The organism is Psittacicella melopsittaci (assembly GCF_003585925.1).
Taxonomy (GTDB): Bacteria; Pseudomonadota; Gammaproteobacteria; order Enterobacterales; family Psittacicellaceae; genus Psittacicella; species Psittacicella melopsittaci.
Genome location: NZ_NRJH01000001.1, coordinates 33,916 through 55,712, shown reverse-complemented (window position 1 = coordinate 55,712; position 21,797 = coordinate 33,916). Strand labels below are relative to the sequence as shown.

General features: G+C 37.1%; 1 protein-coding gene. It reads right to left on the bottom strand.

The annotated features are described in order from the left end of the window. A partial coding sequence (locus tag CJP74_RS00100; protein ID WP_147397026.1) for an ESPR-type extended signal peptide-containing protein occupies positions 1 to 20,567 on the bottom strand: 20,567 nt, incomplete at its 3' end. Between the last annotated feature and the right edge of the window lie 1,230 nt (positions 20,568 to 21,797).

The window sequence follows — 21,797 nt, the reverse complement described above, 5'->3', positions numbered from 1 at the left end:
TTTACTGCACCTTGTTCTGTAATGATGTTAGAACCAATTACACTTACTGAACCGTTAGGTGATGCAACAGTTACATCGTCTTTAGCAGTAATATTAGTACCATTACCAACATAAACGCCTTTGTCACCAGTTACATTAACTGAACCATCTTTAGATGTTACATTCGTTGCATTAACAGTTGTTGTACCGTTAGTTGAACTAATGTCTACACCTTTAACACCAGAGATATTACTATTCTCGATAGTTGTATCTTCTTTAGCTGTGATATTAACTGTACCCGGTGCTGTTACATTCGAGCCAATTACGCTTACTGAACCATTCGGTGAAACTACGTTCACGTCTTCGTTCGAAGTAATGTTTGTACCATTACCAATGTAAACCGCTTTGTCACCAGTTACGTTCACTGAGCCAGCGCTTGCAGTTAAGTTAGATGCGTTAACTGTAGTTGTACCATTTGTAGAACCTAGGTTAACTCCTTTATTACCTGCAATATTACTGTTAACTACAGTAGTATCTTCTTTAGCTGTGATATTAACTGAACCTGCACTTGAGTTTACATTTGTGCCAGTAACAGTAGTGTTACCTTCAGAAGAACTGATCTCAATATCTTTCTTACCAGTGATATTACTATTTACGATAGTAGTATCTTCTTTAGCACTAATGTTAACGCCACCCTCAAAGGAAGTTACATTAGTACCAATTACACTTACTGAACCGTTAGGTGATGCAACAGTTACATCATCTTTAGCTGTAACGTTAGTACCATTACCAAGGTAAACCGCTTTGTCACCAGTTACGTTCACTGAGTCTTCGCTTGCAGTTAAGTTAGATGCATTAACCGTAGTTGTACCATTGGTAGAACCTAGGTTAACTCCTTTATTACCTGCAACATTACTGTTAACTACAGTAGTGTCTTCTTTAGCTGTGATATTAACTGAACCTGCAGTTGAGTTTACATTTGTGCCAGTAACAGTAGTGTTACCTTCAGAAGAACTGATCTCAATATCTTTCTTACCAGTGATATTACTATTCACGATAGTAGTATCTTCTTTAGCACTAATGTTAACGCCACCCTCAAAGGAAGTAACATTAGTACCAATTACACTTACTGAACCATTAGGTGATGCAACAGTTACATCGTCTTTAGCTGTAACGTTAGTACCATTACCTAAGTAAACCGCTTTGTCGCCAGTTACGTTCACTGAGCCTTCGCTTGCAGTTAAGTTAGATGCGTTAACTGTAGTTGTACCATTGGTAGAACCTAGGTTAACTCCTTTATTACCTGCAATATTACTGTTAACTACAGTAGTATCTTCTTTAGCTGTGATATTAACTGAACCCGCAGTTGAGTTTACATTTGTGCCAGTAACAGTAGTGTTACCTTCAGAAGAACGGATCTCAATATCTTTCTTACCAGTGATATTACTATTTACGATAGTAGTATCTTCTTTAGCACTAATGTTTACGCCACCCTCAAAGGAAGTAACATTAGTACCAATTACACTTACTGAACCATTAGGTGAAGCAACAGTTACATCGTCTTTAGCTGTAACGTTTGTACCATTACCTAAGTAAACCGCTTTGTCGCCAGTTACGTTCACTGAGCCTTCGCTTGCAGTTAAGTTAGATGCGTTAACTGTAGTTGTACCATTGGTAGAACCTAGGTTAACTCCTTTATTACCTGCAATATTACTGTTAACTACAGTAGTATCTTCTTTAGCTGTGATATTAACTGAACCTGCACTTGAGTTTACATTTGTGCCAGTAACAGTAGTGTTACCTTCAGAAGAACTGATCTCAATATCTTTCTTACCAGTGATATTACTATTTACGATAGTAGTGTCTTCTTTAGCACTAATGTTAACACCACCCTCAAAGGAAGTAACATTAGTACCAATAATGCTAATTGCTCCATTTGGTGAAACAATAGCTACATCATCTTTGGCAGTTACATTAGTACCATTACCAAGGTTAACTCCTTGGTTACCTGTAATGTTAACTGAACCGTTATCAGTTGTAACATTAGAAGCGTCAATAGTAGTTGTGCCGTTAGTAGCTCCTACCTCAACTCCTTCTTTACCAGCAATATTGCTGTTTACAACTCGAGTATTTTCTTGAGCAGTTAGGTTAACCGAACCTTGTGTTGAAGTTAGGTTAGAACCTGTAACCTCTACTGAACCTTTTGTTGAAGTTACAGTTAGATCATTTTTAGCTGTAAGGTTGCTATTAGTTGCAGTTACACAAGTTGTACCTTCAACAACGAGGTTGCCGTCAGTTGCACATACACTTGAGTCTTTTAAGCTTACTATTTGACCAGAGATATTAGTATCTTTAGCCTCTACAGTTGCTTTATTAATATCAACTGTACCTTCTGGTGAGTAAATTACTAGTTTTTCATTTGCTTTCACCGTTTGGTCAGTAATGCTTACTCCTTTCTTACCAACATATTCAAGTTGGTTAGTCTCAGGAGAGTCACCACCACTAATTGTTAGAGTTTCATTAGTCTCATAACGGGTACGATTTGTACCATATACCGAAGAGTTATCGGTTGAAATAGCCTTATCAGCTTTGAGAATAGCCGTATTTTCAGCTTTACCAGTAGTATCTTTGAGTTTTAACTCACCTGACTCAGCAGTAAGCTCAATATTTTTCGCTCCATCAGCAATCTTAGTATTCTCAAGAGTTAGATTGTCCCCACCTGTAATTGAGAGGTTGTTAGTTACTTCTAAACTCGAGTTAGTTACACAAGTATCCCCCGTATCTGACTTAATTGTTAAGTCACGAGCACGCGTAATATTAGTGTTATTTAAACTAATGCCTGTAGCAGCGGTTAAGCTTACGTCTTCGTTGTCATTTTTAACAGTAATATTAGTTCCTTCAGAAATAATCTTACCATTTGGAGAAACTACGTCGATATTACCGTTATCAGCAGTAATATTAGTACCATTGTTAAAGTTCACGCCTTGATCACCAGATACACGCACGTTTTCTTTAGCTTCAATCGTACCATTAGTTACAGTTAGTGCTCCTTTGGTTGCACAAACTACAGCATCACCTTCGGTTGCATTAACCGTAGAGTTGTTAATGTTAACTATAGCCCCTGTAACGTTAGTTTCTTTTGCTTTAACAGTTGAGCAAACTACATCAATAGTACCGTCTTTAGAGTAGAGATCTACTCCTTCGGTTACAGTGAGGTTCGAGCCAGTTATCGAAATACCCTTGTCAGCAGAGTACTCTAGTTTTTTGGTAGCAGGAGCGTTTTCGTTTTCCACGGTAATAGTACCACCAGTTTCATAACGCGTTCTCTCTGCACCTACCGCTGCCGAGTCTTTAGTTTGGATATCGCCTTTGGCTTTAAGAATTAAAGTATCTGTAGCTTGTGATTTAGTTTCTGTTAGAGAAATATCTCCTTCAGTTGCTTCAATAGCTACATTACTTGTTGTACTTGGGATAACTACTTTCTCAAGAGTAGTATTACGTCCTGAGATATTGAGGTTATCTTTTGCACTTAAGCTTGAGTTAGTAATCTTAGTATTACCACCTGTAGAATCAATTAATAATTCTTTCGGGTTAGTAATATTAGTGTTATTTAAGGTAATGTCTCCAGCTGCCGTTAAGTTAACGTGCGAAGTTGTTGTGCAAACTGAGATATTTGTCCCTTCTGAGGTAATAGTTCCCTCAGGAGAGTACACAGTTACATTGCCAGTTTGAGCACTAATATTAGTACCATTTTCTAATGCTACACCCTTGTTACCTGCAACAAGAACATTTTCTTGTCCAGTAACGGTAGAGTTAGTTACGGTTACTTTTTCTTTAGTTGCACAAACTACTGTACTACCAACTGTAGAGTTAACCTCTGAGTCAGTTAGAGTAACTGATGCCCCTGTTACATTCGCAGTATTACCTTTAACTGTAGAACCAGTTATAGCTACTTCACCATCTCTTGAGTAGAGGTCTACACCATCTACAACCGTGAGGTTAGAGTTAGTAATCGTAATACCTGTATTCGCAGAGTACTCAAGTTTTTTAGTTGCAGGAGCTTTTTCTACATTAGAAATGGTTAATTGAGCCCCAGTTTCATAACGAGTTCTCTCTTTACCAATTGGTGTTTCCCCTGAAACTTTAATGTCATCGGCTGCTTTAAGAATTAAAGTATTCGATGCATTTGCACTTGTATCTGTTAGGGTTAATACCCCTTCTCTCGCTTCAATTGCAACGTTACCAGCTGTATCTGGAATATCAACTTTTGTTAAAGTTGTTGTTTTACCAGAAATATTAAGATTTTCACTTGCACTTAAGCTTGAGTTAGTAATTGTTGTATTACCACCCGTTGAATCAATTAATAATTCTTTTGGATTAGTAATATTAGTGTTATTTAAGCTAATGTCTTTAGCCGCAGTTAGATTAACAACTGCATCAGGAGCATTAGAAGTAATGTTTGTACCCTCGGCAGTAATACCACCTTCTGCAGAGTAGATATCTACACGATTACCTGCAGATACATTAGTACCATTACCTAAATTTACTCCAGCTTTACCTTTTACGCTTGCATCAGTTTTTGCATTAACGCTAGCGTCATTAATAGTTACAGTACCATCAGTTGCTTCAACGGTTGCTGTTGTTGCGGTTGCATTAACTTTAGATTTACCATCTAGAGTTACGCTTGGACCAGTTACGCTTACTGAAGCCCCTTCAACAGTTGAACCTTGCGTTACTTTAGTAGTGCCTGTTTCTGAGCTTACGCTTGCTTGACCGTTTGGAGAAACTACTTTAGCTCCCTCTAGGGTCACGTCTTGCTCAGCTTTAACATTTGCACTTGTTGTTCCTGTAACATTTGCGTTGTTGAGGTTAACGTTTTTAGCTGTTACTTCAACTTCGTTAGCCGTAATGTTAGCTGCGGTTGCGGTAACTGTTTCTGGGCTAGATACTTCTACTTTGCCTGCAGCAGTGATATTAGTACCTTGACCAAGTTCTACGCTTTGAGTACCTTTAACAGTTGCATCAGTTTTAGCTTCAACGCTTGAGTCGTTAATAGTTGCTTTACCATTAGTAGCGTCTACTGTTGCTGTAGTTTCAGTAGCTTTAACGCTTGATTTGCCTTCAATAGTTACGCTTGGACCTGTTACAGATGCCGAAGCACCAGTTACGCTCGAGCCATTAGTTAGTTTAGCTAAACCATTGTCACTAGCAACACTTGCTTGTCCATTCTCTGAAACAACTTTAGTGTTATCTAGAGTTACACTGTCTGTACCTTCAACTGTAGCTCCAGTTTTACCAGAGATATTAGTATTAACAAGGCTTACTTCTTTAGCTTCTACATTTACAGAGTTACCTGTAATGTTAGTACCGTTACTGTCAATACGACCTTCTGGGCTAGATACTTCAACATGGTTACTTGCAGTTACATTAGTACCATTACCAAATACCACGCCTTTAGTACCTTTAACACTCGCATCACCTGACTCAGCAGTTACATTTGAGTTGTTAACTGTTGCCGTACCACCTTTAGCTTCAACCTCTGCATTACCTGTTTTAGCGATAATTTCCGAGTCTTTGTCTACTAAAACATCAGTACCAGTTACGCTAGCTCCTGTACCACCAACTACTTTAGAACCGTTAGTTACAGTTGTTTTACCGCTAGTTGTAGTTACATTTGCTTGTCCATTTTCTGAAACAACTTTAGCTTTATCTAGAGTTACACTGTCTGTACCTTCAACTGTAGCTCCTGCTTTACCAGAAATATTGGTATTAACAAGGCTAACTTCTTTACCTTCTACATTTACAGTGTTACCTGTGATATTAGTACCTGTACTATCAACTTTACCTGATGTACTTGAAACTTCAACATGGTTGCTCGCGGTTAGGTTAGTACCATTACCGAGAACTACACCTTTATCACTAGTTACACTTACATTGTTAGTTGCACAAACTGTAGAGTCTTTAACTGTTGCTAAACCATTAGTTGCACATACAGTTACATTACCTTCATTAGCCTTAACTACTGATTTACCTTCTACAGTTACACAAGTACCAGTTAACTCAACGTTTTTACCTTGCGTTAAGCTACCGTTAGTAAGTTTAGTTTCACCGTTTGCAGAGGTAACTTGAGTGTTACCTTCGGCTGCATTAGCTTTAGAGTTATCTAAAGTTACGCCATTAGTACCATCAAGAGTTACACCCTTAGTACCAGAGATATTAGTGTTAACAAGACTGATCTTATCAACAGCATCAAGAGATACAGTTTCACCAGTAATGTTAGTACCTACACTGTTAATACCACCAGCTGAACTTGATACATCAACGTTTTGGCTAGCAGTAATGTTAGTACCATTACCGAATGTTACGCCGTTAGAGCCTTTAACATAAGCATTGCCGTCTTTAGCACTAATGTTAGATGCGCTAACAGTTGTTGTACCTGCAGTTGCTTCTACAGTTACATCACCTTTCTTAGCTTCAACTAAAGAGTCACCTTCAACTACAACATCTACACCACTTACTGTAGTACCTGTAGCACTGCTTACTTTAGCTCCATTAGTTAAAGTTGTTGTGCCTTGGTCTGAGTTAACTTTAGTTGCACCAGATGCAGTGTTAACTTTAGAGTTATCTAAGGTTACACCATTAGTACCGTCAATAGTTGTAGACTTAGTACCAGAGATATTAGTGTTAACAAGACTGATCGTATCAGCTGCATCAAGAGATACAGTATCACCAGTAATGTTAGTACCTATACTGTCAATACCACCAGCTGAACTTGATACTTCAACGTTTTGACCAGCAGTAATGTTAGTACCATTACCTAGTTTAACTCCCTGAGTACCTTTAACAGTTGCGTCACCATTTAGAGCAGTAACATTCGAAGCTTCAACTGTTGCTGTACCTGCAGTTGCTTCTACAGTTACATCACCATCTTTAGCTTCAACGCGTGAGTCACCATTAACTACAACATTAGCACCGCTTACAGTTGCATCTGTTTTACCTGTAACTTGAGTACCTTTAGTTAAGGTCGTAGTACCAGATTCTGAGGTAACTTTAGTTGCACCATCAGCAGTGTTAACTTTAGTGTTATCTAAGGTTACGCCTGTTTTACCTTCAATGCTTGTAGACTTAGTACCAGAGATATTAGTGTTAACTAGGCTGATTTCCTCAGCAGCTTTTAGCGTTACAGTATCACCAGTAATATTAGTACCTACACTGTTAATATCACCAGCTGAACTTGATACTTCAACGTTTTTCTCAGCAGTAATGTTAGTACCATTACCTAGTTCTACTCCCTGAGTACCAGTAACAGTTGCGTTACCTTTTGGAGCAGTGATATTTGAAGCCTTAACTGTTGCTGTACCTGCAGTTGCTTCTACAGTTATATCACCTTCTTTAGCTTCAACGCGTGAGTCTTTTTCTACAAGAACATTAGCACCGCTTACAGTTGCTCCTGTTTTACCTGTAACTTGAGATTCATTAGTTAAGGTAGTAGTACCTGTTGCTGAGTTAACTTTAGTTGCACCTTCAGCAGTGTTAACTTTAGTGTTATCTAGAGTTACACCAGTTTTACCTTCGATGCTTGTAGCATTCTTGCCAGAGATATTAGTGTTAACAAGGTTAATCTCGTCAGCAGCATTTAGAGCTACGCTATTACCAGCGGTAATATTTGTGCCATTCGAACGAATATAGCCTTCGCTACTTGTTACAGTAATGTTTTGCTCAGCAGTAATGTTAGTACCATTACCTAGTTCTACTCCCTTAGTACCAGTAACAGTTGCGTTACCTTTTGGAGCAGTAATATTCGAAGCCTTAACTGTTGCTGTACCTGCAGTTGCTTCTACCGTTACATCACCTTCTTTAGCTTCAACGCGTGAGTCTTTTTCTACAACAACATTAGCACCGCTTACAGTTGCTCCTTTGTTACCTGTAACTTGAGAGCCATTAGTTAAGTTAGTAGTACCTGACGCTGAGTTAACTTTAGTGTTACCTTCAGCAGAGTTAACTTTAGTGTTATCTAAGGTTACACCAGTTGTACCTTCAATTGTTGTCGCCTTAGAGCCAGAGATATTAGTGTTAACAAGACTAATTTCTTCAGCAGCATTTAGAGCTACGCTATTACCTGCGGTAATATTAGTGCCATTCGAACGAATATAGCCTTCGCTACTTGTTACACTAATGTTATTGCTTGCTGTAACATTTGTACCATTACCAAATACTACGCCTTTAGCACCTGAAACAGTTGCGTTACCTTCAAGAGCAGTAATATTCGAAGCCTCAACAGTTGCTGTACCTGTAGTAGCTTCTACAGTTACATCACCTTTTTTCGCTTCAACGCGTGAGTCACCATTAACTACAACATTAGCACCACTTACAGTTGCTCCTGTTGCCCCAGTAACTTGAGTTCCATCAGTTAGGGTTGTAGTACCTGCTGCTGAGTTAACTTTAGTAGTTGCGGTGTCTGAGCTAACTTTAGTATCCGTAAGAGTTACATCATTAGTACCGTCGATACTAACTTCTTGGTTCGCAGAAACATTAGTTTTACTTAGGCTAACTTCGTTTGCTTTAACCGCAACCGTTTTACCACTAATGTTAGCTTCTGTAGCGCTTACTTTACCAGCTGCACTGCCAAGGTTAACTTGCTCTTTAGCGGTTACATTAGTTCCGCTACCTAGTAGTACTTCTTTACCTGCAGTAACGTTTACTGAACCTTGTTCTGAAGTAACATTTGAAGCCTTAACGGTAGTTACACCTGTAGTTGCAGTTAGGTTAACCCCTTTATTACCCGTGATATTACTATTAATAATAGTAGTATTTTCATGGGCAGTAATGTTTACTTCTCCAGCATGAGTTGTAACATTTGAGCCCGTAATGTTAACTGAGCCATTTGCCGAAGCAATAGTTACATCATCTTGTGCTGTTACATTAGTACCATTACCAAGGTTAGCCCCTTGTTTACCTGTAATAGATACAGCACCTTCTTCTGCAGTTACATTAGTTGCATCAAGATTAGCCGAACTATTAGTTGAGTCTACTTTAATGCCTTTAGGACCTGCAAGGTTACTGTTAGTTACAGTTACGTTTTCTTTGGCAGTTAGGTTAAGAGTACCTTGCGCTGAACTTACATTCGAGCCAGTTACTTCTACCGTGCCATTTTCTGAAGTTACAGTTACATTTTCAGTTGCTTTAATTTGTGAAGCATTATCAACTTTAACCCCTTCTTTACCAGTTACAGTAGCGTTTTTACTTGCTGAAACGGTAGTGTTATCTAGAGAGGTTTTACCTGCAGTTGTGGTAACTGTCGCATTGCCACCATCAGCTTTAATTACTGAGTTAGTAGCAGTAACACTTGTTTTACCTTCAACTACAGCATCACCAGCAGTTGCACTTACTGTTGCATCTTTTAAGTTTACTACTGAACCTGAGATATTAGTGTCTTTAGCTTCTACTTTAGCTTTACTAATATCTACATTACCTTCTGAAGAGTAAACTACTAGTTTTTCTTTTGCGGTTACACTTTGATCACTAATTGAAACACCTTGTTTACCCACATACTCAAGTTGTTGGGTTTCTGGTACGCTACCGCCACCAGAAATAGTTAGAGTTGCATTAGTTTCATAACGTGTACGTTCTTTACCTATAACTGGAGATTTAGCAGTAGAGATAGATTGATCTGCTTTTAGCACTGCTGCTTTTTCTGCTGTTGCAGTAGTGTCAGTTAGTTTTAACTCACCTTGGGAAGCAGTTAACTCTATGTTTTGTACACCTTCAGAGATATTAACGTTATTTAGAACTAAGTCTTCGCCACCTGTAATTGCTAGGTTATTGCTTACACTTAGGTTAGAGTTAGTAATTTGTGTATCACCTGCATCTGATTTAATGCTTAAATCATGAGCACGGGTAATATTAGTATTATTTAAGCTAATTCCTGTAGCTGCCGTGAGGCTTACATTTGCTTTTTCGCCACTTACGGTAATATTTGTTCCTTCAGATTCAATTTTGCCTTGAGATGAAGAAATCGCAACATTACCTTGTTCAGCGCTGATATTAGTGCCATTGGTGAATTCTACGCCATTAGCTCCAGCAACTTGAACATTTTGTTTAGCAGCTATAGTACCGTTAGTTACGGTTAACTTACCTTCGGTCGCACAAACTACTGCATTACCTTCGGTTGCATTAACTTTAGAGTTATTTAAGTTAACTGTAGCCCCAGTTACATTTGTATTTTTACCTTTAACGGTTGAGCTAGTAACATCAACATTACCGTCTTTAGAGTAAAGCTCAACACCATCTCTTACAGTAAGGTCTGAGTTAGTTACGGTAATACCAGCATTTGCAGAGTACTCAAGTTTATTGGTTGCTAAGTTTTTAGCTCCGTCAACCGTGATAGTAGAACCTGTTTCATAACGTGTTCTCTCTGCACCCACTGCACTTGAGTTAACCACGTTAATTTTACCGCCAGCTTTTAAGATTAAGGTATCTGTAGCTTCAGAGTTAGCATTATCTAAAGATAACTGACCTTTAGTTGCCTCTACGGTTACGTTTTTAGTGGTATTAGGAATTTTAACGTTAGTTAAGCTTGTATCGTTATCACCTTTAACAACAAGTTGTTCTTTTGCTGATAAAGACGAACCAGTAATCTTAGTATCACCTTCAGTTGAACTAATTAAGAGTTCTTTTGGATTGGTGATATTAGTGTTATTTAAAGTAACGTCTTGAGCTGCGGTTAAGTTAATTACCGACGAGTCACCAAAGGCAGAGATATTAGTACCTTCGGCAGTGATTGCTCCATCTGAAGAGTAAAGAGTAATATTACCTGCCGTAGTATTAATCTTAGTGCCGTTAGTTAACTCAATACCCTGAGCACTAGTTACAGTTACATTCGCTGTAGCTTCAATAGTAGAGTTGTTAACTGTTAGTTTCTCTTTAGTTGAAGAAACTACCGCATCCCCAGCTGTTGCATTTACTGTTGCGTCAGTTAAAGTAACAGTTCCACCTGTAACATTAGTATTCTTAGCTTTAACCGAACCACTGTTGATATCTACTTTACCGTCTTCAGAGTAAATAACAAGGTTTTCTTGTGCGGTTACTTCTTGACCTGAAACAGTTACGCCTTTTTTACCTACGTACTCTAATTGATTTGTATCTATAGGTTTACCACCACCTGTAATAGATAAGGTTTCATTGGTTTCATAACGCGTACGTTCTTTACCTGAAAGGCTAGTGCCAGAAGTAGAAATTGATTGATCTGCTTTTAAGATCGCAGTATCAGCTGCTGTACCTGAAGTATTAGTTAAGGTTAAAGTACCTGTAGTAGCAGTAAAGCTAATATTTTGTACGTTACCTGAAATACTTGTATTGTCTACAGCAACTGTGCCACCTGCAACAGTGAGATTGTTATCTAATTTAACAGTTAGATTACCTAATTTAGTATCACCATTGCTTGAGCTTAGAGTTACATCTCTAGCGTGGCTAATATTTGAGTTATTTGCTGTTAAGCCTGTGGCTGCGGTAATAGATACATTGTGGTCTTTAGTAACGGTAATGTTCGTACCTTGAACATTTACAGCTCCTGCTTGTGAGCTAACTTCAACATCACCAGCAGATGAAGAGATATTTGTACCGTTAGTTAAAGTAACCCCTGTTTTACCTGCAACTTTAACGCCAGCTGCCCCGTCAATTCTTGACTTAGTAACTGTTAAAGCGTTTTCAGTTGCTTCTACTACAGCTTGCCCTGAGGTTGCGTTAACTACAGATTCATTTAAGTTAACTGTTGCCCCAGTAATGTTAGCAGTATCACCTTTAACGGTTGAGTTAGTTACATCAACTGCACCTTTTCTTGAGTAGAGTTCTACCCCATTTTCTACCGTTAAGTTAGCGTTAGTAATGGTAATACCTGTATTTGCAGAGTACTCAAGTTTTTTGGTTGCTGGTGCTTTTTCGATATTTTCAATTGATAGTTTAGCCCCAGTTTCATAACGGGTTCTTTCTTTACCAATTGGAGCACCACCTGTAACCTCAATGTTATCTGATGCTTTAAGAATTAAAGTATTAGATGCATTTGCAGTTGTGTTTCTTAAGGTTAATAAACCGTCTTTCGCTTCAATAGCAACGTTACCTGCCGTTTCTGGAATATTAACTTTTTCTAAAGTAGTTGCTTTACCAGAAATATTGAGGTTTCCACTTGCACTTAAGTTTGAGTTAGTAATCTTAGTATCACCATCTGTTGAACTAATTAAGAGTTCTTTTGGATTAGTGATATTAGTGTTATTTAAAGTAACGTTTTTAGATGCAGTTAAGTTAACTGTTGAAGAATCACCAAAGGCAGAAATATTAGTACCTTCAGCTTTGATCTCACCCTCAGAAGAGTAAAGAGTTACATTACCTGCGGTAGCATTGATCTTAGTACCGTTATTTAACTCAATACCCTTAGCACTAGTTACAGTTACATTTGCTGTAGCTGCAATAGTAGAGTTGTTAACCGTTAGTTTCTCATTAGTTGAAGAAACTACCGCATTACCTGCTGTTGCTTCCACTGTAGAGTCAGTTAAAGTAACAGTTCCACCAGTAACATTAGTGTTCTTAGCTTTAACCGAACCATTGTTAAGGTTAACTGTACCTTCAGCAGAGTAGATTACAAGGCTATCACGAGCAGTCACTGCTTGACTATCTACCGATACCCCTTCTTTACCTACATACTCTAACTGTTTAGTATCTATAGCATCACCACCAGCTCCAACTGTTAGGGTAGCATTAGTTTCATAACGCGTACGCTCTGCCCCTGATAAAGTTGAACCTGAAGTAGAAATAGATTTTTCTGCTTTTAAGATTGCGGTATTAGTTGCTTTACCAGAAGTGCTTTCTAGCGTTAAAGTACCAGTTTTAGCGGTAATTGTAACATTAGCAACTTCCTCTGAAATCTGTGTTTTAGTCAGAGAAACATTGTTACCGTCTACAGTGATGTTACCTTTAGAGCCAAGTTTAGTGTTGCTTACACTTGTATTACCACCAATTGAACTAATTACTAATTCTTTTGGATTGGTGATATTAGTGTTGTTAATTGTTACATCTTTAGATGCCGTGAGGTTAACGCCTGTATTACTACCAAAGGCAGAGATATTAGTACCTTGAGCGTTAATTGCTCCTGCTGATGAGTAAATTGTTACATTACCCGCAGTAGTATTGATCTTAGTACCGTTATTTAAGTCAATACCAGCCGAACCTAAAACAGTTACGTTTTGGTTAGCAGCAATAGTTGAGTTATTAACTGTTAGTTTATTTTTAGTTGAAGAAACTACCGCATCACCTACAGTTGCTTCTACTGCAGAGTTAGTTAAAGTAACTGTTCCACCTGTAACATTAGTGTTCTTAGCTTTAATCGAACCACTGGTGATATCTACTTGACCATTTTCAGAGTAAATAACAAGGTTTTCTTTAGCAGTAACAGTTTGACAAGATACAGAAACACCCTCTTTACCTACATACTCTAATTGGTTGGTATCTAGGTCTTCACCACCTTTACCTATAGTTAAAGTAGCGTTGGTTTCATAACGGGTACGATCTTTACCGTATAAAGTTGAGTTTTCTGTAGAGATAGACTCATTTGCTTTTAAGAAAGCATTTTTCTCTGCTGTACCTGTAGTATTAGTTAAGGTTAAAGTACCTTCTGAAGCGGTAAGGCTAATATTTTGCACTCCACCAGCAACTTTAGTTCTATCTAAAGAAACAGTAGTACCTTCAACGCTGAGGTTATTGCTTACCTCAATACTTGTATTACCAAGTTTAGTTACTCCACCTGTAGATTTAATAGTTACATCTTTTGGATTACTAATATTGGTGTTGTTTACAGTAATGTCTGAAGTTGCGGTAATGCTTACATTAGCTGCATCCTTATCTACAGTAATGTTAGTACCTTCGGCTTTAACTGAGCCAGATTTAGCGGTTATTTCTACATCGCCTGTTTTAGCTGAAATGTTAGTACCGTTATTTAGTTCAACATCTGTTGTAGCACTGATATTAACCCCGTCATTACCTGAAAGAGTAGAGTTATTTGACGCTACTTTACCTGCAGTTGAAGTTACGTTTAATGCACCTGTAGTTGCAGCTACATTAGCGTTATTTAATGTAATATCGTTTTTACCGCTAATATCAGCAGTTGCTCCAGATAGACAAGTAGAAGTTAAAGTAACTGCACCTTCTTCTGCTTTAACGCTTAAGTCACCCGTTGCTGTTGCTTGGTGATTAGTTAAGGTTACGCCTGTTTTACCAGAGTAATCAACTTTACCAGTGCTAATTGCATCACCACCAGTAATAGTTAAGGTTTTTTCTGCATTAACTTTAGTTTCAGTAGCACCTGAGAAGCAAGAGTTAGTTACACTCGCATCACCAGTAGCTGTTGCATCAAGTTTTTTGCTAGCTTTAACGTCTGAGTTAGTAACAGTAAGAGCACCATTATCTGCAGTTAAAGTAGCATTTTGTGCTCCTTCAACTTTAGCATCTTTAAGGGTTACAGAGTCCCCTGCAAGAGTGAAGTCATTGGTTACCTTAACTGTTGAGTTATCTAATTTAGCTTCACCAGCAGCTGTAGTTAAACTTACGTTTTTAGCGTGACTAATATTAGAGTTAGTTGCACTTACTCCTGTAGCTGCTGTTACAGTTACATTTGCTTGTTGGCTAACAGTAATATTTGTACCTTTGGCAGTAACTGCACCTGTTTTAGCAGTTATTGCTACATTGCCAGCTTGAGCTGAGATGTTAGTGCCATTATCTAGTTCAACATTAGTATGAGCACTAATATTAACCCCGTTATGACCAGCAAGACTAGAGTTAATTGACTCTACTTTACCTGCAGTTGAAGTTACATTTAATGCACCTGTAGTTGCAGTTACATTAGCGTTAGTTAAAGTAACTGCGTCTTGAGCTAAAACTGTAGTTGTAGTACCTGAAACACATGCGTTATCTAAAGTAACTGCACCTTGTTCTGCTTTTACGGTAGCTTCACCTTTAGAAGCTACTTGGTGATTAGTTAAGGTTACGCCTGTTTTACCTGCGTAATCTACTTTATTTGAGTTAACCGTACCACCAGAAATAGTTAATTCTTTTTCTGCATTAACTTTTGTTTCTGCAGCACCTGAGAAGCAAGAGTCAGTTACACTTGCACTACCTTTTGAGGTTGCATTTAGAGTTTTGCTAACTTGGATATCGGCATTAGTTACAGTTAGAGAACCTGTAGCATCAGTTGCTGTTAAGGTTGCGTTTTGTGCACCTTCAACTTTTGCGTTGTTAGAAACAGTTACAGAACCCCCAACTAATGTAAAGTCATTAGTTGCTTTAACCGTTGAGTTATCTAATTTAGCTTCACCTGAAGTCGTAGTTAAACTTACGTTTTTAGCGTGACTAATATTAGAGTTATTTGCACTTACTCCTGTAGCTGCCGTTACAGTTACATTTGCTTGTGGGCTAACGGTAATATTTGTACCTTGTGCTTCTACTTTACCTGCTTCAGAAGTAATTCCTACATTGCCAGTTGTAGCAGCAACATTAGTACCATTACCTAGAACTACGTCTTGTTTTGCGGTAACTGCAACTTTACCTTGCGCTGAAATGTTAGATTGAGCAAGACTAACTTTATTTTCAGTTGCGGTAATTTCTAAATCACCTGTAGTTGAATTTACATTAGATTTAGTAATGCTTACGCCTTGACCTGCAACTTTAGTTTGCGTACTTACAAGAGTTGCATTTTCAACTTTAACTTCACCTTGAGCTGCAGTAACAGAGGTTTTACCTTTAGCAGTTAAGTTAGTGTCTGATACATTTGCATCACCTGCAGTTGCGGTAATTTGTGCGTTCTCTAACTCACCTTGTACTTTATTTTTCGCAAAAGTAACACTGCCGCCCGTTACCGAGAGGTTATTGCTTGCACTTAGACTTGAGTTAGTTACTTTAACTTCGTTAGCTTCCGATTTAATCTCAAGATTTTTCGGATTAGTAATATTAGTGTTATTTAGGTTAATGCCTGTAGCTACCGTAACACTTACATTAGCATCTTTATTTTTAACGGTAAGGTTAGCACCATCAGAAGTAATAGAGCCTGCATCTGATTTAACCGTTAAATTACCAGTGTTAGCTGTAACATTAGTACCATTACCTAAATTAACGCCACCTTTACCAGAAACTAGAGCTGAGTCTTGACCATAAATAGTTGCATTATTAGCCACAACAGTCCCTGTAGTAGCGTTAACTACCACACCGCTTGCTGTTGCATTAACTTCACTATTAGTTAGTTGAACATTTGCTCCTGTAATATTGGTTGTTTGCCCTTTAGCTGTAGAGCAAGTTAAAGCTACAGTACCACATTCAGAGTAGATTTCTACTCCATTTTTTACCGTTAGGTTCGCATTAGTAACCGTAACCCCTTTCTTACCTACATATTCTAATTTGTCTGTTGCAGGAGCATCTTTGATATTAGAAACTGTTAAGGTTTCACCAGTTTGGTAACGCGTACGGTTAGTACCAATTGCTGATGAGCATTCTACGGTTAAAGCACCAGCTGCATTAAGAATTAACGTGTCAGTTGCATTAGCTGATACATTACTTAAAGTTAAAGTACCTGTTTTAGCTGTTGCTGTTACGTTTTTAATGTTTTTAGTTACAGAAACATTATCTAAACTTAACTGACCACCCGTAATATTTAGGGTGTTAGTTGCATTAAGTACTGTTTTTGTGATTGCAACTGGACCAGTTTCAGAGTTAATCTCTAAAGTTTTTGGATTGGTGATATTAGTGTTATCAATAGTAATACCTGTTGAAGCACTAATATTTACTACTGCATCTTCGGTATAAGTAGTAATGTTACTACCTTTAATTGAAGCTGACCCCGCTGTAGAAACTAGAGTTACATTACCCCCCACAGCAGTTAGATTAGTTCCATTTGTAACTAAAATATCTTGTACTGCTTTAAGGTTAATTTCTGTAGTTGCATTAAGAGTAGAGTTGTTTACAGTTACACCATTCGTAGTTGCAGTTAAGTTAACTGCCCCAACAGTTGAGCAAACTGTAGAATTACCTACTACTACCCCTGCCCCTGTAAGATTTACTTCAGTGGCATTTACGGTTGCATTTTCTAGATTTACATCTCCACCTACAGCATAAGCTTTAACGTCTTTGCTAGTATTAACATTAGTATTTTTAATGTTTGCACTACCAGCGGTAGAGTTTAAGGTTAGAGATTGGATGTTGTCAGCTAATTTAACATTATCAAGAGTAGTTGAAGTACCTTGTAATTTAATATCTGCAGTATCAGATTTAGTTCCGATAGTAGTATTAGTAAAACTTACTGCACCACCAGTTGAGGTCGCATTGAAACCTTTAGCTGTTGTAATATTCGAGCCAGTGAAAGTGATTTCTTTAGAAGCAGTAAGAGTGATTTCTGAATTATCACTAGCAGCAATGTTCGCGTTAGAACCCTTAATAAAACCTTTGGAATTAATTAAAGTTTCACTAGTTGAGTTAACATTTGAATCATTGATGGTTACATCACTACCACTTAGCGTAGTGTTGTTTCCAGCAGTCGTAGTAGTATTATCAATAGATAAAGTACTAGTTGAGGTACCTATAGCAACGTTATTAGAAGCTTTAACATTAGATTTACTTACGGTTGTTGCAGCTCCAGTTGCACCCCAAGCAATATCTTTTGCTGTTGTTGCTGTTACATTTGTAATAGATACAGCAGTACCTGAACCCCCGCTAATCGAAGAGGTTTCTGGAGTGTTAATCGTTACATCATCAAGTTCAACTTTAGATCCACGAGTAGAGTTGATCGTAACATTACCTACTTTTGAGGTAAAGTTAGAAGAGCCATTTATTACTAACGCTCCAGTCTGAGCAACATTAACACTAACATTACCTGTTTCTGCAGATACATTAGTGTTTTCAATAACTAAATTGCCCGATCTTACTCCACTTCTTATACTAGTATTTGTATCTGTAGTGAAGTTAACACCTGTTTGGCCAGTAATGTTAATACCTGAAATATTTGTTTGAGAGTTAGCTACTAAATTAACAGAACCTTGAGTAGAAACAAAAGTAGAGTTAGAAATTTTATTTCCTGAACCACTCACATTAATAGGAGTATCAACTTTTATATTTCCTGCAGTATTAACACTTGAATTTAAAAATTCTACTCTAGCGTAACCAGATCCTCCCTCTTTAGCTACAATTGTGATATCAGTAGCCTTAGAGCTATTAGTGTAATTAAACGTTGTATTGTCAAAAACGTAAAAATATTTGGTACCGTATTGACTTTCAGAACCTATCCAAACTCTAGTTGATTCCCCCCAGTAATCAATGAATTTCATGTTCTTGAAGTAGTATCTAATCCCACCTTGACTAGCGAAAGGCGTGGTCGTAAGACCTGTATCAACTCCCGAACCAGGACCAGTAATACTCGTAATACAGGCAGAAATTGTGGAATCGGTGAAATTTGAGTCATAGTTAGTAAACAGCTGTACTACTACACCAGAAAGATAACTACCATTAGCCACATTTAACTTATAAAACCCCTCGGTTCTATAATCATACATACCAGAACCAAGACTTATATTGCCATTCTGCTCATATATAGGTAGAGCTCCATACGTTAACCAACGTGTAGCTTGAAGTGTAGAGTTATCAATTGTCGTATTAAGTGAATTATTTCTGAAGATCCTATAGTTTGTAGAGTAATTTGCAGTTCGATTTGCCCAGTAAACCCCACTACTTATTAGGATATCACCATTATAATTTCTCCAAGTATTTATTGATGAGTCTTTTATAGTAGTGTTACTTAACGCAGCAGATCTAAAGTCTGATACATTAAGAGTAGAGTTCTGAATTAGAATATTATTACCTATTAACTGCAGTGAATGACTTCCACTAGCAGCTTCAATAGTTATATTATCAACGGTAATATTCCCACCACTAGTTGTATTAGGGTCTATTGTCTGACCTGCTTTAATTGTACTAACTACTACACGTTGATTTCTTAACGAGTTATTTATCGTACTACTACGAATTGTAGCTTTATCACTTTGTGTATGAGACGCCCAAGAATATTCATGTGAGGTACAGGTTATAATTGAACCATATTGACCTTGATCAACAATATAAACATCTACAGGGTCAATTAACCATTGCCCAGCTTTATTTACATCTAAAGAACTAGCATTAACCATGATATTCTCAGAAACATCGATAATATCACCTGATGTCTCAACAAAACCACCATTTCCTTGCTCAGCAGTTGCTAAGAATGTACCTGAGGTATAAGCTCTATTACCCCATACGTACACTTTACCAGCATCACCTACACCAGTTCCTGATACATTTACAACCGAACCATCACCTACATAAGTAGCATTGGAAAGCTTAATCTCACCAGTTCCTTGGAGGTCACCACCAATGTAAACTGTACCACCAGTTTGACCTGAAGCATTAATGTGAGAGCTATTTACTAAATAAATATTGTCACCAAGAACCTTAACATCCCCAGCTTTACCTGTAGCATTTGAAGTATTAATAGTTCCGTTACTCACCACAAAACTATTAAGCGTGTGGTTACCAGATGTTAATTGGCTATTATTTTCAGCGGTAGTATGAATGCTATCAGCTTCTGAAGCACCATAAAGCACCACTTCACCAGAAGCGGTAATTGTTGCTTTACGAGCTGAATCTTGACTTGAAATTACATCCGCAAATTGTTCAGCTGTTGAATAACCGTGAGATACTTTGTTTGCTAATAAGTACGCACGTTTAGAAACAATTTCCCCAAGGTTAACTGCTTTGTTGTCGGCAGTAACTTTGTAAGAAATTAATGGATTATCTAAATCTTGAATGGTAATAGACTGACCAGCCAGTAAGTAAACTGTACCGTTTTTAGCTTCAAGTACGCCTGTGTTTACTACTTTACCACCCACTAAAGCTATAGTACCGTCATCGTTTACCTTAATTAAACCTTGGCTAAGTACATTAGCAATAGCTTTATCTTTATCTTGATTAAATACGTAGTTGCCGTTAAGGAAATCTTCGTTGCTAATATCTAAAGTCGAAGCAACTAAAGATTGTACGTTTACAACTGAGTTTGTCCCAAACACGATACCTGCAGGGTTAACGATAAATACTTTACCGTTAGACTCTAAAGTACCAAGAATTTGGGACACGCTTCCGCCCAGCACTCTGTTAAGTACTGCGGAGTTGGTTGATTCTTGAATGAATTTAACTAATTCATTCGTACCTATATTAAATTTTTCCCACTCAATAATAGCCCCATTACTGTTGGTAATGGTGGTTACTAAGCCATTAGTAACTATATCAACTTTACCGTTGATTACATTTGGGTTTGAGAGGGAGTCAGCGTAAGCTGTTCCTGCAACAGTTACTGGAATAAGTAAGCTTCCAAGAACTCTACTTACTTTGTTAAAGCCAAATCGAATACTTTCGTTTGCTTGTACGCTGTTATCGCTTACAGTTCCTGTAACACAGTTATTTGCAATTTCGGATACAGCATCAAGAGAAAGAGTATTACGATTAAATTTCAATTTGTAGATTTTATTCATAATCTGTTGAATGCTAAATAATAAGGTAACGTAGCCAACAGGTTGATAAAACCATTTTTAATCTAAAATAGCAAGAGAAGGGGAATGTCAAAATAAGGAATGAAGGTAGATTTGTACGCGACAAAATAAAAATAGTAGAAGTGATTTAAGAAATGTTTCTTTCTGCCAAGAAAGATTTCAAACGAAAAGATTTAAAAATCTAACCTAAATACATGTTAGGCAATATTCTAAAAAAAATAAAAAATATAGCCCGCCTCACATTGTTTGCCCTAGCTGCCAAAAAACCTAGTAATGCATTTGCCAAAACGCTTGCAGGTTCTACTAAGATCCAGATTAAAAAAAGTATTAGTCAACCATGGATTTTGACTACTAAATTTAATCTTAAGTGAATAAAAATAAAATAATATATACACTTTTTTCCAACAGTTATTATAACATTTTTTTTAGTAAAAATCATGCTCATATTAAGAAAAAAATTTATAAAAATTAAAGATATAGCACTCGCTATATCTATACTTAAATTTTTTCCTGAGTATAACTGGGGAAATATCTTTAAACTAGGAAAGTACTAGGCTAAAAAAGATTTTTAGAGAGGGGTTTTACAATGTTTTTTTAAGATCATTTTAAGATCATCTTGAGTATTTTTTTAAGATCATTTCATAATTTTTTTTAAGATCATTTGCAAAGAAAAATTTAAGATCATTTCATAATTTCTTCATGCTCATTTGCAAAAAATTTTTTAAGCTCAATTACAAAGAAAACTTTTAAGTTCATTTCATAATTTTGTTAAGTTCAATTGCAAAGACAAATATAAGATAATTTCATAATTTTACTCTTCTTTTTTTAAGTCCTCTTTACCTGTAAAGTAAAATTCTCCCCGATTTGAGAATTAGCTCTCCCCTAAAAGTATATTTTGTTATCCCTAAAAAGAGTTGCTCGCCAAAAAATTTATCGCAAAAATGATTTAAGTGTACCTAAAAAATCAAAATAACCTTATAATTAGTAAGGGTTAAATAATTCTCAAGAAAATCTCCTTTTTTTCTTGCCAGAGTAAAGCTCAGCTTGGGATTATTTTTCAATCTTAAATCAAGTTTCAAAGCCAAAGACGTAAATTATTAAACTTTTATCTGTATTTACATTTTTTATGATAAAGTTTTATAAATTTTTTCCATTAAAAAAATCTCGCTCGTAATTTTACTGCTAAGATAAAAAACTCATTTATTTAGATTA